Raw genomic sequence first — 18,531 nt, forward strand, 5'->3', positions numbered from 1 at the left:
AATGTACAAACTGACAAAAGACCTATAAAATGAGAAAGCTACCATGAGAGAGCAGAAGGGTGAGAGAGACAATGAGTTATAAATTAGGTGCGATGCTTTTATCGATACTATTCCTATTATCGGCGTGTTCTGATAGCGGAGCTTCTGATAAAAATCAGGAAAAGCAAGCCGTGAAGAAAGCTAGCGTTGCGAAACTGACGGAGCAGGAAGTAAAATCAGCTTTGAAAAACGATATTGATTCGATCTTTAATGCATTTGATAAAGCGGGAAAAGAAAACGGCTGGAGCACGGCAAACAAGGCGGATTTCAACAAGCTGCGGCCTAGTGTGCTGCCTTATGCAACAGAAACGTTTGCAGATCAGACCTTAAAGGATTTGGCTGGGGAGTACTTTTGCGAGTGTGATGCTCCTTTTCAACCCGGCACTGATTTTGATGTGCGTTTTACATATGAACAGAACAAGAATAAGATAGAGGCTTCATCAATAGATCCGGCAACAGAATTAAACAACATGGGCACGTTATGGACGTTTGAATTGGTGAAGGAAGATGGCGATTGGAAGATCAACAAATGGGACAGCAAGTCGCTTCAAGGGGATGATATCAAGCTGACAAAAGAAGAAGCGAAAACGATTCTGTCGAGAAACGGTGAAACGGCAGAATTTGTGAAGTCCTATGAATCGAAGGCTGACGGCGGAACAGCTTATCTTTTCAATGTGAAAAGTTCAAATGGGGAAAGACAGGTGGCGATCAGCTCAAAGGATACCAGTCTGGTAAGTGATAATGAAAACGAGACTGAGACCCCGGAGCAAGAGACAGCTCAGAAGACTGCGGAAACCGCATCGCCTGATACAGCGGATACACAGAGCAGTGAGCACACAACAGGAAGCACAAAAGCAGATTATGCTGCCAAATTGTCAGCGACAGAACAGAAAGAAAAGCACAATGACTATCAAAGTGATTATCAGATGATTGAGGATTACGGTTACAATTATCAAATGTGGGACGGATTGCTGAACGAGATATACGGCGTGCTGCAAAAACAGCTTCCTGCTTCAGACATGGCGGCATTAAAAGTGAAACAGCGCCAATGGATAAAGGATAGGGATGCTGCGGCCCAGAAACGATATGATGAGGAGGGCGGCGGTTCATTATCCCGAGTCGTCCAAACAGAAGAGCTTGCCAAACAGACGAAAGAGCGCTGTTACGAGCTGGTGAATACGTATATGAAATAAGATTGACATGGACCCTTGTGTAAAGGGTCTTTTTTGCGAAAAAAAACAAATTGACAGGATGAAAAAACAATTTCTTCCTTGTGTGTTGTTTTCAAAATTTGGGATTGATAGAATATGACATATCTCATAGAGAAGGAGGGAAGCCGTTGAGTCAAGCCATACCGTCTTCGCGTGTAGGTGTTAAGATTAATGAATGGTATAAAATGATTCGCCAGTTCAGTGTTCCGGATGCTGAGATTCTGAAAGCGGAGGTGGAGCAGGACATTCAGCAGATGGAAGAAGACCAGGATTTACTGATCTATTATTCTCTGATGTGTTTTCGGCACCAGCTGATGCTTGATTATTTGGAGCCGGGACAAACATACGGGAATCGCCCTACAGTGACAGAGCTTCTTGAAACGATTGAGACCCCTCAGAAAAAACTCACAGGCCTTTTGAAATACTACTCTTTGTTTTTCCGTGGCATGTATGAATTTGACCAAAAAGAATATGTGGAAGCGATCGGATATTATCGCGAGGCGGAGAAAGAACTGCCGTTTGTGTCAGATGATATTGAGAAAGCCGAATTCCATTTTAAAGTGGCAGAAGCGTATTATCACATGAAGCAAACCCATGTGTCGATGCATCATATTCTTCAAGCCTTAGACATTTATCAAAACAATCCCCTATACAGCATTAGAACGATACAAAGCTTGTTTGTGATCGCCGGCAACTATGATGATTTCAAACATTATGATAAAGCGCTCCCGCATTTAGAGACGGCGCTGGAATTGGCAATGGACATTCAAAATGACAGGTTTATCGCCATTTCTCTATTGAACATCGCGAACAGCTATGACAGATCAGGAGACGATCAGATGGCTGTAGAACATTTCCAAAAAGCGGCGAAAGTAAGCAGAGAGAAAGTCCCTGATCTGCTTCCGAAAGTCTTGTTTGGATTAAGCTGGACATTATGTAAGACAGGCCAAACACAGCGGGCGTTTCAGTTCATAGAGGAAGGATTAGACCATATCACAGCACGTTCTCACAAATTTTATAAAGAATTGTTTCTGTTCTTGCAGGCCGTGTACAAGGAGACTGTTGATGAACGAAAAATTCATGATCTTTTAAGCTATTTCGAAAAAAAGAACCTGCACGCTTACATTGAAGCATGTGCCCGGAGTGCTGCCGCTGTTTTTGAAAGCAGCTGTCACTTTGAACAAGCTGCTGCGTTTTATCGGAAAGTGCTAAAAGCCCAAGAAGATATTCTAAAAGGAGAGTGTTTATATGCCTATTAAGAAAAAAGTGATGATGTGTCTGGCTGTTACTCTAGTTTTCGGAAGCATGTCGTTTCCAACCCTGACAAACTCCGGCGGATTTAAGGAATCAACAGATCGAAATACGACGTTTATCGATCATTCCCCTTACAAACTTAGTGATCAGAAGAAAGCCCTTAGCTAGGGCTTTTTCTTGCTTTACGGAAGACGTTCCATTTTCCACATCGCGGCATTCCTTCTATTTCTAACGCAAGACACTCGAAACAACCAAACCATTTGAGGTATAATGGATAAAGTGAATAACAGTATTTAGATTGATATATATGAAAGAGAGTGGAACATCATGGGCCGTAAGTGGAACAATATTAAAGAGAAGAAGGCGTCTAAGGACGCAAATACGAGTCGGATTTATGCGAAGTTTGGCCGTGAGATTTATGTGGCGGCGAAACAGGGCGAGCCTGATCCGGAATCCAACCAGGCGCTGAAGGTTGTGCTTGAGCGTGCGAAGACTTATAGCGTGCCGAAAAACATCATTGAACGTGCGATCGAGAAGGCGAAGGGCGGAGCGGAAGAGAATTACGATGAGCTTCGTTATGAGGGCTTCGGGCCGAACGGATCAATGATTATCGTTGATGCGCTGACGAATAATGTAAACCGTACGGCGCCGGAAGTGCGTGCGGCGTTCGGGAAAAACGGCGGAAACATGGGTGTGAGCGGATCTGTTGCTTACATGTTTGACGCGACGGCTGTAATCGGTGTGGAAGGCAAAACTGCTGACGAAGCGCTTGAAATCCTGATGGAAGCGGATGTTGATGTACGTGACATTTTAGAAGAGGATGACAGCGCGATCGTGTATGCCGAGCCTGATCAATTCCATGCGGTGCAAGAGGCGTTTAAAAACGCGGGTGTCGAGGAATTTACAGTAGCGGAGCTGACAATGCTTGCGCAAAGTGAAGTAACGCTTCCGGATGATGCAAAGGAACAGTTTGAAAAATTGATTGATGCATTAGAAGATTTGGAAGATGTTCAGCAGGTATATCATAACGTTGATTTAGGTGAGTAAGGAGTGAGCAGGCTGTTATGGCCTGCTTTTTTTGTCCCGGAAATTGTTTTAGCTGTATGTAGGCGGCCGCCTATACGATCTATAAGATATTCTCATACTCTGGACTGTAACCTATGTGAAGGAGAGAGTAAATATGACTGATACAAGACATATGTATGGCGGACCTGGTTTTGGTCATTATCAGGGCTTTGGTATTGGCCACCCGGGCTATGGCATGCAAAGCACAGGCTATCCGGGCTATGGCATGCAAGGCTACCCAGATCACGGCATACATGGAGGAGTCGGCGGCTATCCGGGATATGGTGGGTACGGCGGTTACCCAAGCGGCGGCTATGGAGGCTCTCCGGGAACTGTAAATTATCCGAACATGCACCATGAAAATGATGGCCATCACCACTATTATCACCATCATCATGATGGAAAAGATAATCTTCATCACCATCATCACCATGTTGGAAAGGATAATTATCACCACCATCATGATGGTCATTATGGCCACCATCACCACCATATGGGCCACTGGGGAAAAGACGGTTATAAATAAAGAAGATGATGGTATAAAGAGGACACTCTTGCAGATCAAGAGTGTTTTTTTAGCTTTTTTCTTGACTGTTCAGTCTGGAAAATGGTAACATTTGTTTCAGGAGGTGATCATTTTTTGGGGAGGAATAAAGAATTTGATACGGCGCTTGTTCTTCACAGGGCGATAGAGGTTTTTGGAGAGTATGGCTACGAAGGAACGTCTCTTCAGGATCTGCTCTCTCATTTAGGCATTGCGCGCCAAAGTTTGTATGATACGTATGGAACGAAGCGTGATTTGTTTTTGTCCGCTGTGAAATCGTATCTTGAAGGGAAAAACGCTGCCGTTATGGAAAGGCTTGAAGCGCCAGGATCTGTAAAGGAAGCCATTCGTGATATTTTTCAGGAGGGTGTCAATGCCCTGAGGGATCCGGAACGGGCGAAGGCGTGCTACATTATTAACAGCGCGATTGAACAGATCCCGCATGACCCTGAGCTTGCCCGGTATTTTGAAAGACAATCCAAGCAGCTTGAGGACGCTTTTTATCACGGGCTTTTAAGAGCGAAGGATCAAGGAGAATTGAATGGCGAAGAGACTGATATATCTGCGCTTGCTCGGTACCTGAATCAAAGCAGGCTGTCACTGACATTTGTTGCGAAAGTGACGGCTGATATGGATCGGCTTCAGGACCATGTTGACGTGAGTTTATCAGTGCTTGATTAACATGTGGTAAAGAATTCTTTGCCCATGTATGTACTTTTTGGACTGAATAGTCTAGAAATAAAAATGAGGTGATGATGAATGTTGATGAATGAGTTTGAAAAAGCATGTGAAACATTGAGAAAGTTTATGGCTTATATGCTTGAGAAGGACATGAAGAGCTGGGTGGAGCTTTGGGATGAGAATGCTGTATTTGAGTTTCCTTATGCACCGGAGGGATCACCAAAAAGAATAGAAGGAAAAGCGGCCATTTACAATTATATTAAGGATTATCCTAAGCAGATCCATCTTTCTTCATTTACGGCTCCGACAGTGTACCGTTCAGCAGACTCGAATACGATGATTGCGGAGTTTCAATGTGAGGGCCATGTGATTGAGACTGGACTGCCTTATCGCCAAAGCTATATCAGTGTCATCGAAACGAGAGACGGCCGCATTGTGCGTTATAGGGATTATTGGAATCCGCTTGTTGTAAAAGAGGCCTTTGGAGGATCATTTTTGCAAACAGAGGAGAGTGGGAAATGATGAAACAGAATCCGATTTTAATCACGGGCGGGACTGGCACAGTCGGCAGCCGAATCGCCAGCCGTTTAATAAAGCTGGGATACAGAGTGCGTATTGCAAGCCGAAAAAAGGGCGCGCTTGCAAGTGCGGAGTATGTGTATTTTGATTGGAAGGATGCCTCCAGTTTTACGCCTGCTCTAGAACAGGTAAAAGACATCTATCTTGTTGCTCCGGTTGGTGTACTTGATCCGGCTCCCTATGTGCTTCCCTTTTTAAAGGAAGCAAAGCGTCTCGGCGCAAAGCGGGTAGTGATGCAAAGTGCATCTGTTGTCTCCGAGAACGGTCCCGTGTTTGGCGCGCTTCACCAGGCAGTGCGCGAGTTTCCAGAATGGACGGTGCTGCGGCCCTCATACTTTATGCAAAATTTCATCAATGTCCAGCACCGCATGTCTATTCAAACTGAGGGGCGCATCACAACGGCTTCGGGTGAAGGAAAACTTGGGTTTATTGACGCTGATGACATCGCAGAAACAGCCGTCAGGGCTTTGATTGATGATGTTCCTCATCAAACACATCATATTCTGACAGGTCCCGAGGCGCTGAGCTATGCCGAAGCGGCGGAGATCATTGGAGCTGCGGCGGGACGCCGGGTGGAGCATGTCAGCATTTCTCGTTCCGAGCTGCAGCATAAAATGGAGGCAGGAGGTTTGCCCGCGGATTATGCCCATTTTATGGCGAAGCTTGATGAGGCAATCAGCCATGGTGCGGAACATCGGGTAACGGATACAGTGAAGCATGTGACGGGAAAAGAACCTCGTTCGCTGTCAGAGTTTGCGGCTGCTCATGCTGCATATTGGAAACACTGACCTCATTTTGGACTGAATAGTCTAGAAAGACCTTCGGCGCTTCCGAAGGTCTTCTTATTGAAAAAGCTAAGTCGTGTTTTAGTCATAATCATGCCTCCTGCCTCATACCTATTAAGGTCATTGTTTTTGAGAAAGGAGGAGCCGGAATGAAGGATATGCAGCCGTTTACGCCTGTCAAATCATATACGCCCTTTCACAGCCGTTTTGATCCCTGTCCGCCCATAGGGAAGAAATATTACAGAACGCCCCCTAACCTTTATATGACCTTTCAGCCTGAGCATATGGAGCAGTTTTCGCCGATGGAGGCTTTGAGGAAAGGCACCCTTTGGAAGGATCTCTATGATTTTTATGAAAACCCTTATCGAGGGGGAGACGCACATGGCAAAAAAGGTTGACGCCGAATATTATCGTCAGCTAGAGCAAATACAGGCTGCTGATTTTGTGCTTGTTGAGCTGAGTCTTTATTTAAATACACATCCTCATGATGAAGATGCGTTGAAGCAATTCAATCAATATTCCGGCTATTCAAGGCACTTAAAAAGACAGTTCGAATCCTCTTACGGACCGCTTCTGCAGTTCGGCAACAGCCCCGCGGGCAAGGATTGGGATTGGGGAAAAGGGCCATGGCCGTGGCAAGTATAAGGAGGAATGCCTGAATGTGGGTGTATGAAAAGAAGCTGCAATACCCTGTCAAGGTCAGTACGTGCAACCCGACGCTGGCGAAGTATTTGATTGAGCAGTATGGCGGAGCGGACGGCGAGCTGGCCGCAGCTCTCCGGTATTTGAACCAGCGTTATACGATTCCTGATAAGGTCATTGGCCTTTTAACAGATATCGGCACGGAGGAGTTTGCCCATTTGGAAATGATTGCGACCATGGTCTATAAGTTAACAAAAGACGCCACACCGGAGCAGCTGCGTGAAGCTGGGCTTGGCGATCATTACGTCAATCACGACAGCGCGCTTTTTTATCATAATGCGGCGGGCGTGCCGTTTACCGCGAGCTATATCCAAGCGAAGGGCGATCCGATTGCCGATTTATACGAAGATATTGCCGCAGAAGAAAAGGCGCGGGCGACGTATCAATGGCTGATTGATATTTCGGATGATCCTGATTTAAACGATTCCCTGCGTTTTTTGCGTGAGCGTGAAATCGTACACTCTATGCGCTTCAGAGAAGCGGTTGAAATTTTAAAAGAAGAACGGGATAAAAAGAAGATTTTCTAATAGGCAGATTGGCCTCTCTTTCATACACCCTTTTACATACAGAGAAAATGGTCTGTTTTTGCAGTTTGGTCTGCATTATAATCAAGGTGTGTGTGCAAGCTTACTTTTTGATTGGGAGGCCTTTATGTCAGCTTTTAAGATTGAGAACGAAACGATTGCAGATGGATTTTACGCGTGTCCGGCCGTCTATGAGGATGCAGAATCGATTACCGGGTTGCTCGTCCGAACAGCTGAATGGCTCCGGGATCGGGGTTCTAACCAATGGAGCGGACTTCTCAAAGGGCAAGATATACATGATATCACGGGGTCAATTGAAAAGGGACATGTGTTTGTGTTTAAGAAAGATGAAGAGCTTGCGGCTGTCGTGATGCTGCTGCCTGCACCGAGCGAGTGGGACCGGACGCTTTGGGGAGACGATGGGCATGAGGAGTCCATTTATTTGCATCGCCTCGCAGTAAGCCGCCGGTTTGCGGGACAGGGGCTAGGAGCCCGCGTCCTTCAGTGGGCGGAGACGGGCATACACTTTCCGGAAAAAACGCGGATCCGGCTTGACTGTGTCGCTGATAGCGACGCCCTGCATTCCTTTTATCGGCGTATGGGATATGAATTCATGGGTGCTGATGCGTCCGGATATCATTTGTTTGAGAAAGAGATTACGGCAGAATAAGCGTCCTTTGCAGGGGGCTTTTTTGTCTTTTTCTAAAAGGGAGGGCAGGCGATGTGTGGGCAATATTATTTGTGACAGGGATCGTACGGCTTGTCTGTTTGCTGGCGTATCCGTTTTGATGCGGATGAGATTTCCTGACAAAAGTCGGCCGGAATGGATGTTGGCCGGGCTGATCGTCCTTGGTGTGTTTCTGATCTGGTAGAGCCTCGTGTATGTACGCGGTTGGGAAGGGGCTGCGCTCGGAATGCTTGGATTCAATGTCATTTTCGGAGCCATTGCCGGATATTTGATCGATAAGGCCATCCGGCGTTACAGGAAAAGATAAGGCTGCTGCCGTCTCTCATCATGTCGAAATTTTCACAGACCGGCAGGAATTTTCTTTCGAAAGGAGAAATACATATTACTTTAAAATGAAAGCGTTTTCCAAAGCGGGAAGGTGATGTTGATGATACACAGTGTGACAAATGGGCTGAATCGTTTTTGTACGTGGGTGATGAGATTGGCCTATTTGAATGTGCTTTGGATTTTGTTTTCTCTTGCAGGCCTGGTTGTGTTTGGGCTGATGCCCGCTACTGCCGCGATGTTTACAGTGGCGAGAGAATGGGCGAAGGGGAATACAGATGCCCCGGTGTTTTCTGTCTTTTTTCGGACGTTTAAAAAGGAGTGGCGGGCATCACAGATCCTCGGGCTTATCGTTGTGACGGCTGCCCTGTTTCTGTTTGCGGATATGCGGATAGCGGCTCAGATGGACCAGCCTGTGCTCGTCAATGTATTCCTGAGCATTAGTTTGATTTTCGCGTTTGTTGTGCTGTATGTGTTCCCGGTATTTTCTCATTTTGACGTAAAAATCAGAGAGGTGCTGAGCATCAGCTTTTTCATTGCCTTCAGCCGTCCGGCGGTGACGCTTTTGATGGCGGCGGGCGCTGTCGGTGTGCTTTGTCTCGTTCTGTTTCATGTTACGTTTCTATTGTTTTTCAGCGGGAGTTTACTCAGCCTGATCTTAACGAAGCTGTCCTTTAAAGCGTTTCGGTCAATGGATCAGCGGCTGGAGAAAGAAAAGGCGGCATGAAGAAAAGAGTTGCTGGCTGGTACAGGCGGATGAAGATTAAGGATAAGCTGTTTGTGTTTCTATCGTTGATTATGGCCGTATCCTTTCTGTTTGTATACAGCGGGGTCCAGTATGCCTTTCATGTGTATGATGAGCAGATTTACCGCAAGTCCTCGGAGGTGCTTCGGATGTCTTCTGAAAGGATCGAAGACGAGCTGAAGAAGATAGAGGATGTGTCATATGAAATCATTACAGACGAACAGATTCAGCGCATCCTGAGTATGCAAAATCGGGATGATACGTATGATCAATATCAAATGAAGCAGGAGCTGTGGGATCAGCTTGCGGGATATGCCAGCGATGAAAAGTACATCGATTCCATTCATGTGATTGATGCCCGCGGCTCAGAGTATTCAGCCGGAAGCAGTTCTTCAGATCTTTTGCAGCAGGAGCAGGAAGAGGTATTTAAGCGAGCGAAAGCGAAAAATGGAAGAAATCTTTGGATGACGCTCGGCGGGTCAGATCCTGTCCTGATTTCAGCACGGCAGATCAGGTCCTATCACCAGCTGAGTTTGAACGGCTTGGGCATGGTGCTGATCCAGGTCAATGTAAAACAGATGATTCGTGATGTGCCGAAGGATTGGGGCGATTCAGTCGGAGACATTATGATTGCTGACCAAGGCGGTAATTTGGTGTATACGGCACATGCATCAGCGCATGTTCCTGAGGCAGCAAAAGAGACGCTGAAGCACCCCGGTTATGACTTGATAAAAAAGAATGGCAAACGTTACTTTATTTCTTACCTTCAATCATCCTACCAAAATTGGAGCTACTATAACGTTATCCCCTTTGATCAGATGTTCGCAAAAATTTCCTTTATGAAAACAGTGATCGGCACATGCTTTCTTCTTTTTTTCTGTGTGGTTTTGCTTTTCGGAAGGAAAATCGCCAACAGCATCACGGAGCCGATTGAACAGCTTGTGACCGCGATGAAATCGGTACAGCACGGCGGCATTGAAGCAGGTGTGTCGCTTTCTCTGCCGGAACATACACAGGATGAGGCCGGCATGCTGAACCGTCATTTTACTGTCATGATGAAACGGATTAATGAGCTGATGGAAGAAAATGTGGAAAAACAGCTCATTATTAAAGAAACCGAATTGAAAGCACTGCAAGCCCAGATCAATCCGCATTTTTTATATAACACGCTCGAGTCCATCAATTGGCTGGCTAAGGCGAATCAGCAAAAGCAAATCTCAAAAATGGTGGAATCGCTCGGTTTTCTTCTGCGAAACAGCATACATATGAAAAAGGATATCGTGACCATTCAGGAGGAGGCGGACATTGTACTCCACTATATGACCATTCAGCGATTTCGATTTGAAGAGCGCCTGAACTTCACGTTGGATATTGACGATGAGGTGAAGCATTGCCTCATTCCGAAACTGACGCTCCAGCCGCTTGCGGAAAATGCGATTCAATACGCGCTTGAACCCTTTACAAGGCCGTGCGCCATCCGGATTCAGGCGAAAAAGGCAAAGGAATGTGTCTGTATTACGGTCGAAGATAACGGCCCTGGCATGGATGGACGGATTCTTGAATCAACGGGTGGAAGAGGAATCGGACTTTGGAATATTCGCGAGCGCATCAGCCTGACATTCGGAGAGCCATACGGATTGCGGATTCATAGTGAGCATGAAAAGGGGACGAGGATTGTGATCACAATACCGTGCCGAAATGAGGTGGTGTGATGTATAAAATACTGCTGGCTGATGATGAGAGGATTATCCTTGATGGAATGGCTGGAATCATTGAGTGGGAGTCGCTTGGCGCCTCATTGATCGGAAAAGCGCAGAACGGACATGAAGCATATGAAAAGATTGTACATAAGCAGCCGCATATTGTCATCACAGACGTCAAAATGCCCGGCATGGGCGGGCTTGAGCTGATCAAAAAGGTGTCAGCCGTCAGCCCGTCGGTGCAATTTATCGTCCTGTCCGGGTTTGGAGAGTTTGAATACGCAAAGGAAGCCATGAAATATGGGGTGAAGCATTATTTGCTGAAACCCTGCAATGAACAGCAGATTATCAGCTCGCTGGAGGAAATCATTGCTGAGCTGAAGCGGCAAGATGTGCACAAAAAGAAAACAGCCCATCTGAAACACGAGCTGGACCATATCCGTTCCTTTGCAGCCGATCAATACTTGGAAGGCTTGATCGCCGGTGTGGCCCAGCTGTCTCCGCCGCCTTCACTTGCCGGAAAAAAGATCCGCCTCTTGATCTTAAAAGGGGAACAATCTATTGATGCCACAGCCAGAGAGGCACTCGGGTCGGTACTGACAGCGGTTTGCAGCAGCGGAGAATGGACCGTGCTCGCCGTAGAGGAGAACGCCGCTGAAAAGGCGGCGGAGGTTTTTGCGGACCGCAAGATGGCCATCAGTCAGGCGGGAGAACTCCGGCACGCGGGGCAGCTGTTTCGTGACACAGCTGAAGCGTCTGGTGACCTGCATGGGAGCGCAGTGATTTCAAAAATGATCAGGCTTATTGCCGACGAGCTCGGAAATCCGAATCTGTCCTTAAAATGGGCGGCGAAGGATATGCTGTTTATGAATCCTGATTATCTCGGGAAGTTATTTAAGCAGGAAACAGGCGAGAAATTTTCCCAATATGTTACACGAGTGCGTCTTGAACATGCGATGAAACAGATGAAAATGAGGCGGGACGCGAGTGTATCAGAAATTGCTGAAGAAATCGGATTTGGCGATAATCCGAAGTATTTCAGTCTTGTTTTTAAAAAATATACCGGTCTGACACCGTCAGAATTCAGAAGAAAACAGGGAGGCGCTTCCGCAGGATAGCCATCTCTGTTTTTTTGACTTTCGCCACTGTTTTTTGAGTGTTTCGCCCTATCCGAACGCTTTAAAATAAAATGTAAGCACTTACATTAAAGGGGGGATTGGTTTGAAGAAGATTTGTTACGTGCTGTTATCCCTTGTCTGCGTCTTTTTTTTCAGCGGATGTTCAGCGGGTGAAGAGGCCTCAGGAAAAAAAGAAGACGTTACACTCAGAATCGCGTGGTGGGGCGGGCAGCCAAGGCATGATTATACAACAAAGGTAATTGAACTTTACGAGAAAAAGAATCCGCACGTCCATATTGAAGCGGAATTTGCGAACTGGGATGACTACTGGAAAAAGCTTGCGCCCATGTCTGCCGCCGGCCAGCTTCCTGATGTCATTCAAATGGATACCGCTTACTTAGCCCAATACGGAAAGAAGAACCAGCTGGAAGATTTAACGCCGTATACAAAGGATGGAACGATTGACGTCAGTTCAATCGACGAGAATATGCTGTCGGGCGGAAAAATCGACAATAAGCTTTATGGATTTACGCTAGGTGTCAACGTGCTGTCTGTGATTGCCAATGAAGATTTGCTGAAAAAAGCCGGTGTGTCTATCAATCAGGAAAACTGGACGTGGGAGGATTACGAGAAGCTGGCGTATGATCTTCAGGAAAAAGCCGGTGTCTACGGTTCCAACGGAATGCATCCGCCTGATATTTTCTTCCCTTATTATTTGCGCACAAAGGGTGAGCGCTTTTATAAAGAAGACGGCACTGGCCTCGCGTATCAAGATGATCAGCTGTTTGTCGATTACTTTGAACGGCAGCTGAGGCTGGTGAAAGCGAAAACGTCCCCAACACCTGATGAAAGCGCACAGATTAAAGGGATGGAAGACGATTTTATCGTCAAAGGCAAGTCAGCGATTACATGGAACTACTCCAATCAATATTTGGGCTTTGCCCGGCTGACAGACTCGCCGCTGTCTCTCTATCTGCCGCCGGAGCAAATGAAGGAAAAGGCGCTGACACTGAAGCCGAGTATGCTGTTTTCCATTCCGAAAAGCTCTGAGCATAAAAAAGAGGCAGCGAAATTTATTAATTTCTTCGTGAATAATGAGGAAGCGAACCAGATGATTAAAGGCGAGCGAGGCGTTCCAGTCTCCGACAAGGTGGCGGATGCGATTAAACCGAAGCTGAATGAGGAAGAAGCCAACATCGTGGAGTATGTAGAAACCGCGTCAAAAAACATCAGCAAAGCCGATCCGCCAGAGCCTGTGGGAAGCGCGGAGGTCATCAAGCTGCTGAAGGATACGTCAGATCAGATTCTGTATCAGAAGGTATCGCCGGAAAAAGCCGCCAAAACGTTCCGAAAAAAGGCCAATGAGATATTAGAGAGGAATAATTGACGGGAAATGGGGCTGACGCAATGAAAAAAAGCCGGAGTATAAGAAAAGACAATCTGGCGGGATATGCTTTTATTTCTCCGTTTATCATCGGGTTCCTATGCTTTACGGTGATCCCGATGGGGGCGTCCCTGTTTCTGTCCTTCACGAGCTATGACTTGTTTACGGCGCCGAAATGGATCGGGCTCGACAACTTTAAGGAAATGTTTACGGGTGACGAAAAGTATTGGCAGTCTCTGAAGGTGACGTTTACGTATGTGCTTGCCGGGGTTCCGCTCCGCCTCGGCTTCGCGCTTTTTATCGCTGTCATTTTAAACAATGCAGCAAAAGGAACGGCCATTTACAGAACGCTCTTTTATCTGCCTTCGATCATCGGCGGGAGCGTCGCCGTGGCGATTATGTGGCGCAATATTTTTGGCAATGACGGGGTCATCAATGCGCTGCTGTTTTTTGTCGGGATTGATCAAAAAATTCTTTGGTACCAGAATCCGACAAGTGCGCTGTGGACATTGATTCTGCTGTCCGTCTGGCAGTTCGGGTCGTCAATGCTGATTTTTCTGGCCGGGCTGAAAAACATTCCGTCTTCGTATTTGGAAGCGGCAAGTGTGGATGGGGCAAATCGGGTGCAGCGTTTCTTCAAGATCACGCTTCCGATTCTTACACCGATTATTTTCTTTAACCTAGTGATGCAGACGATTTCTGCTTTTATGACATTTACACCTGCCTATATCATTTCGAAGGGCGAGGGCGGGCCGCTTGACGGGACACTTCTCTATTCGCTCTATTTGTTCCAGCGTGCGTTTAACTATTTTCAAATGGGCTACGCATCGGCGATGGCGTGGGTCATGCTTGTCATTGTCGGGCTGATTACGCTCATATTGTTTAAAACATCGTCATATTGGGTTCATTACGAGTCAAAGGAGGAATGACGGATGGAGCCGGTCAACGAGCCTGTCAGAAAAGCCCCGGTTTTAGAAAGAAAAAAAGCCGAGCGCGTCAGTCCCAAACGCATACTGTTCCATGTTTTTACGGCAACGCTGGCGGTGTTACTGCTGTACCCGGTCATTTGGCTGTTTGTCAGCTCGTTTAAAGAAAGCGCCAGTATTTTTACAACCTCACATTCTCTCATTCCCGACCCTTTTATTCTCAGTAACTATGCTGAAGGGTGGAAGGGTATCGCGGGACAGCCGTTTCTGACGTTTATTAAAAACTCGGCGATCATTGTCGGACTGTCAACAATCGGTGCCGTCCTGTCATCGGCTGTCATTGCGTACGGATTTGCGCGTATTCCGTTTAAGGGAAAAAAATTTTGGTTTGCGTGCATGATGGGGACGTTAATGCTGCCTCATGAAGTGTTGATGATTCCGCAGTATATTATGTTTGCGAAATTAGACTGGCTGAATTCCTTTAAACCAATTGTCGTTCCGCAATTTTTCGGGCATGCGTTTTTTATCTTTCTGATGATCCAGTTTATCCGGACGATTCCCGAGGAGCTGGATGAAGCCGCGCGAATCGACGGATGCGGGCGCTTTGCCTGCTTTTGGCGAATCATTCTCCCGCTGATTGCCCCCGCGCTTGCGACGTCTGCGATTTTCTCCTTCTATTGGAAGTGGGAGGAGCTGATTCAACCGCTTTTGTATTTGAATAAGCCGGAGCTTTATCCTGTTTCACTTGCGCTGAAGCTTTTTCTCGATACAGAGTCGGCTTCGAACTGGGGCGCGATGTTTGCCATGTCGGCCGTCTCGTTATTGCCTGTGATTCTAGTTTTCTTTTTGTTTCAGAAATATATCGTTCAGGGTATCAGTACGACCGGATTAAAATAAAAAGGAGTGTTGCAGATGGCACAGCTTATCTTTGATGAAGAAAAGGTGACGTCGGTTATTGACCGGATCGTGAAACGGACATTTCAGATGGATTTTGCGTGGGATTGGCCTGGCGGCGTCGCGTTTTACGGTGTGGCGGAGGCCTATGAAGCGACGGAAAACGAGGAATATATCAATCTGTTAAAAACGTGGGTGGATGAACAGCTGGAGGATGGGCTGCCGCCGCTTTCGATCAACGGAGTTTCCATTGGGCATACGCTTTTGTTCCTCCACAAGGTGACAGGTGATGACGTGTATTTGGAAACAGCGGCCGAGATGGCGGAATATGTGCTGCATAAGGCGCCGCGCTTTGGCGAGGGTATCCTTCAGCATACGGTGAATGCGGCAGAATACGTATTCCCTGAACAGGCATGGGCGGATACGCTGATGATGGCTGGGCTGTTTATGCTGAGAATCGGGCGGATCATGGAGCGTGAGGATTATTTTGAAGACGGCCTGCGCCAGTTTCACGGACATGAGGATGTGCTTCAGGACCCTGTCACGAATTTGTACTACCACGCCTGGGACAACAAAGCGCAAAATCATCTGTCGGGGATTTATTGGGGCAGGGCGAACGGCTGGGCGGCACTCACGATGGCAAAGGCGCTCCCGCTTATTGAGGTGACACATCCTTCCTTTATGATCATCGACGGATCGCTCAGAGACCAGCTTAGCGCGCTTGTCCGGCTTCAGGATGAATCAGGGCTGTGGCATACGATTTTGGATGATCCGGATTCTTATCTGGAGGTTTCGGCATCAGCGGGTATTGCTTCTGCTCTGATGTCGAGCGGAAAGCTGTATACAAAATATGTGCAGAAATCGCTTGCCGCCATTTTGGATGCGGTGGAAGAGGACGGACGGGTCAGCAAGGTATCTGCCGGGACAGCCGTCATGAAAAATGCCGAAGGATACAAACAGGTGCCTTACAAACGAATACAAGGATGGGGGCAGGGACTTGCGCTGACGTTTCTTGCTGATGTTTTGAAAACGAAAAAACGCGTGTATCAGTAAAGACAGCGGCGGGAGGAAAGGGATGAAAAAACAGCCTCAACAGAAGGAACGGGTTTCTCGCTGGAAGGGAACGTATTTCAAAAGAAACTTTGTCTTCATTTTGCTGATTGCCTGTATTCCCGGATTGCTGACTGGCGGCGCAATCTACTTTCTTTCGATCGACAAGGTGGAGAATGAGCTGCAGAGATCGCATGAAACACAGGTGGCGCGTGAGGTCAGCCGAATGGATGAGAAGCTGGCAGTGCTTGAACTGGCACTCACCCAGATGGCCTACGATTCTTCACTGATGAATGGATTGGCCGAGAGGGATTTGGAGAAAGACTTTACGTTCTCCTATCAATTAACGAAAAAGCTGTTTCTTTTGCGGGACCAGCAGCCGCTGATCGAGCAGGCTTCCATCTTTCTGAACAGCCCCCGGCCTCTTGTGCTGAGCCCTGAATACAGCGCTTTGACAGAACAAGAGGGCCTTCGCAAGTATCGCTCGCTGCTTGCCTCAGACCACAGCATTTATTGGAAACGGTCGGGAAATCAAGCGATGCTGATCCAGCTCATTCCGGGCGCGGCGGAGAAACCGTTCGGCACGATCATGCTGGCGGTTGATCCGAAAGAAATGGAATCAATCCTGCAAAGCTTGTCCCCCTATCCTGATGGCAGTGCGCTGCTTTTAGATCAAAATCGAGAGGTGCTGTTTCATGAGGGGGAAAAAGATTTTGAAAAGACTTTACTTCATGAGATAAAAAAACAGCCTGCTGAGAACGGCCATTTTCAGATGGAATGGGAAGGCAAGGTGTATTCTGTCTCCTTTGGAGAAATGAACCGGATGCATCAGCAATGGACCTTTGTGTCAGCGGCGCCTCTTTCAGCTATTACAGCGCCGATGGTGTTTTTATCAAAAGTGATCATCGTGATGCTGGTCATTTGCATCGGTTTGGCGGTGTGCATGACATGGTATGCATCAAAAAAAATCTATCGTCCCATCCAGCATTTGCTTGGCTTGTTTACCGGAGGAGAGAAGAAAACATGGCAGGCGTCCGGGCAGGATGAATTCAAATGGATTGAAAAGAGATGGCAGGATCTATCCCTTGAAAGCCGGAAGCTCCAACAGCAGCTCCTGCGGCAGACGCCCCATATGAAAAAGAGTTTTTTGCAGCATCTCTTACAGGGCGATTTTTACTATGACAACGAGGAAAGCCTCAGATTGCGGATGGAGGAGGCTGGCTGGAACATCGGCGGAAACGCGTTTCATGTGCTTGATCTACAGGTGACAGGGCTCCGTTGTGAAAAAAGCATCTTCCGTGAAGGTGATGAACAGCTTGCCGTGTTTACACTGACTAATATCGCTGAGGAATTGGCGGCTAAACGCGTTTTTCAGCTCTCCATACTTGATATCGGCCGGCTTTCTGTCACCATTCTTGTGATGAAAACAAACAGCTCTGATCTGAAGGCGTATATAACGGAGCTGGCACGCCAATTTGGAGATGTAACCGGACTATGCCTGACCTCGACATTGAGCAGCAAGACGGAGCGTGTCACGGAAATTCCTTCTTTATTTCAGAATGTGAAATGCGGCAAATCCCGCAGGAAATTTGCTAACCGGGATCAGGTCATTGATTTGCAGGCCGACTTCCCTCAGGATGAGCAGTTCGCTCCTTATTACCCTTTTGAGCTGGAAAAACAAATTGTTCAGGCCATCCGGCTGGAAAGAAAACAGGAAGCCAAGGAACTGATAGATGGATGTATGAGGGAACTGGCGGAAAAGGCGGCCATAGACAGGCATGTGCATTCCGCCCTGATTCAGCTGTTTTCCCGCATTCAGGAGGATATTTTGCATTCAGGGATCAATCCCAGCGAACTATTTCAGCACCGGAATCCGTTTCTTGATATTTCAGAATTGCGCGAACCTAACGAAGCGGCGGCCTGGCTGATGGATGTAGTGGTGACGCCTTACCTTTCCAAGCTTGAGGGCAGAAAAAACAGACAGCAAAAGCAGCTGGCAGAACGTGTGATTGCGATGATTCACGAACAGTATATGGCGGACATTTCATTGGAAAGCTGTGCCGATGCGCTTGGCATGAATTCATATACGTTAAGCAAGGCATTTAAGCAAGTGACCGGCATTAATTTTATCGATTATGTGACCCAGATCAGAATCGAAAAGGCGAAAGAACTGCTGGTCAATACGAATAAAAAAATTCATGACGTGTCAGAAGAAGTCGGTTACCGCCACAATTACTTCAATCGGATTTTTAAAAAACAGGTCGGCATGCCGCCGGGTGTCTTCAGGCAAATGTATCAGGAAACGCCGTGAAAGGAGA

General features: G+C 47.1%; 19 protein-coding genes and 2 pseudogenes. All 21 read left to right on the forward strand.

All coding sequences use genetic code 11. The features are described 5' to 3' along the window. Positions 1–71: 71 nt before the first annotated feature. Positions 72–1,232, forward strand: coding sequence for a lysozyme inhibitor LprI family protein (locus tag NST79_RS03820; protein WP_047182231.1), 1,161 nt, complete (start codon positions 72–74; stop codon positions 1,230–1,232). 146 nt (positions 1,233–1,378) lie between these two features. After that, on the forward strand, positions 1,379–2,509 hold the full coding sequence (gene rapH, locus NST79_RS03825) for a Rap family tetratricopeptide repeat protein (protein ID WP_212060008.1): 1,131 nt from the start codon (positions 1,379–1,381) through the stop codon (positions 2,507–2,509). After that, positions 2,499–2,672 (forward strand): phosphatase RapH inhibitor PhrH, encoded by a 174-nt coding sequence (gene phrH, locus NST79_RS03830; protein WP_015715465.1) that lies wholly within the window; start codon positions 2,499–2,501, stop codon positions 2,670–2,672. Before rapH ends, phrH begins: the two co-directional genes overlap by 11 nt. A gap of 159 nt (positions 2,673–2,831) precedes the next feature. Beyond that, positions 2,832–3,551: a YebC/PmpR family DNA-binding transcriptional regulator gene (locus NST79_RS03835; RefSeq protein ID WP_003242611.1), complete on the forward strand. Its 720-nt coding sequence runs from the start codon at positions 2,832–2,834 to the stop codon at positions 3,549–3,551. Between the two features lie 133 nt (positions 3,552–3,684). Next, entirely contained in the window at positions 3,685–4,095 is a 411-nt protein-coding gene (yeeK, locus tag NST79_RS03840; protein WP_212060006.1) for a spore coat protein YeeK, read from the forward strand. 114 nt (positions 4,096–4,209) lie between these two features. Further along, positions 4,210–4,794: a TetR/AcrR family transcriptional regulator gene (locus NST79_RS03845; RefSeq protein ID WP_212060004.1), complete on the forward strand. Its 585-nt coding sequence runs from the start codon at positions 4,210–4,212 to the stop codon at positions 4,792–4,794. A 78-nt stretch (positions 4,795–4,872) separates the two neighbouring features. After that, a complete protein-coding gene (locus tag NST79_RS03850) occupies positions 4,873–5,316 on the forward strand; it encodes a nuclear transport factor 2 family protein (RefSeq protein ID WP_116316353.1) in 444 nt (147 codons plus the stop codon). Then, positions 5,313–6,178 (forward strand): annotated as a pseudogene (locus NST79_RS03855) (NAD-dependent epimerase/dehydratase family protein); the annotation flags it as partial. The gene NST79_RS03850 and the pseudogene NST79_RS03855, both read left to right, overlap by 4 nt. Positions 6,179–6,307: 129 nt before the next feature. Then, positions 6,308–6,556: a spore coat-associated protein CotJA gene (gene cotJA / locus NST79_RS03860; protein ID WP_003219489.1), complete on the forward strand. Its 249-nt coding sequence runs from the start codon at positions 6,308–6,310 to the stop codon at positions 6,554–6,556. Continuing rightward, positions 6,540–6,803: a spore coat protein CotJB gene (cotJB, locus tag NST79_RS03865; RefSeq protein WP_003219491.1), complete on the forward strand. Its 264-nt coding sequence runs from the start codon at positions 6,540–6,542 to the stop codon at positions 6,801–6,803. The genes cotJA and cotJB overlap by 17 nt, the downstream gene beginning before the upstream one ends. 14 nt (positions 6,804–6,817) lie before the next feature. Beyond that, entirely contained in the window at positions 6,818–7,387 is a 570-nt protein-coding gene (cotJC, locus tag NST79_RS03870) for a spore coat protein CotJC (protein WP_003233850.1), read from the forward strand. Positions 7,388–7,511: 124 nt separating this feature from the next. Beyond that, positions 7,512–8,054, forward strand: a complete 543-nt coding sequence (locus NST79_RS03875) for a GNAT family N-acetyltransferase (protein ID WP_015252620.1) — start codon at positions 7,512–7,514, stop codon at positions 8,052–8,054. Further along, positions 8,051–8,379 (forward strand): annotated as a pseudogene (locus NST79_RS03880) (YesK-like family protein). Before NST79_RS03875 ends, NST79_RS03880 begins: the two are co-directional and overlap by 4 nt. Positions 8,380–8,493: 114 nt before the next feature. Further along, complete coding sequence (locus NST79_RS03885) at positions 8,494–9,123, forward strand: YesL family protein (RefSeq protein ID WP_212060003.1); 630 nt, start codon at positions 8,494–8,496, stop codon at positions 9,121–9,123. Continuing rightward, complete coding sequence (gene yesM / locus NST79_RS03890; protein ID WP_212060002.1) at positions 9,120–10,853, forward strand: sensor histidine kinase; 1,734 nt, start codon at positions 9,120–9,122, stop codon at positions 10,851–10,853. The genes NST79_RS03885 and yesM overlap by 4 nt, the downstream gene beginning before the upstream one ends. Then, positions 10,853–11,959, forward strand: coding sequence for a response regulator transcription factor (gene yesN / locus NST79_RS03895; RefSeq protein WP_212060001.1), 1,107 nt, complete (start codon positions 10,853–10,855; stop codon positions 11,957–11,959). Before yesM ends, yesN begins: the two co-directional genes overlap by 1 nt. A 103-nt stretch (positions 11,960–12,062) precedes the next feature. Continuing rightward, entirely contained in the window at positions 12,063–13,346 is a 1,284-nt protein-coding gene (locus NST79_RS03900) for an ABC transporter substrate-binding protein (protein WP_212060000.1), read from the forward strand. Next, entirely contained in the window at positions 13,343–14,272 is a 930-nt protein-coding gene (locus NST79_RS03905) for a sugar ABC transporter permease (protein ID WP_003233835.1), read from the forward strand. Before NST79_RS03900 ends, NST79_RS03905 begins: the two co-directional genes overlap by 4 nt. Before the next feature lie 3 nt (positions 14,273–14,275). Then, positions 14,276–15,166: a carbohydrate ABC transporter permease gene (locus tag NST79_RS03910; protein WP_212059999.1), complete on the forward strand. Its 891-nt coding sequence runs from the start codon at positions 14,276–14,278 to the stop codon at positions 15,164–15,166. A gap of 15 nt (positions 15,167–15,181) precedes the next feature. Beyond that, positions 15,182–16,216 (forward strand): rhamnogalacturonyl hydrolase YesR, encoded by a 1,035-nt coding sequence (yesR, locus tag NST79_RS03915; protein WP_014479107.1) that lies wholly within the window; start codon positions 15,182–15,184, stop codon positions 16,214–16,216. A gap of 22 nt (positions 16,217–16,238) precedes the next feature. Then, on the forward strand, positions 16,239–18,524 hold the full coding sequence (yesS, locus tag NST79_RS03920) for an AraC family transcriptional regulator (protein ID WP_212059998.1): 2,286 nt from the start codon (positions 16,239–16,241) through the stop codon (positions 18,522–18,524). Positions 18,525–18,531 lie beyond the last annotated feature (7 nt).

The sequence above is a fragment of the Bacillus sp. PS196 genome (assembly GCF_037963555.1).
GTDB classification, from domain to species: domain Bacteria; phylum Bacillota; class Bacilli; order Bacillales; family Bacillaceae; genus Bacillus; species Bacillus subtilis.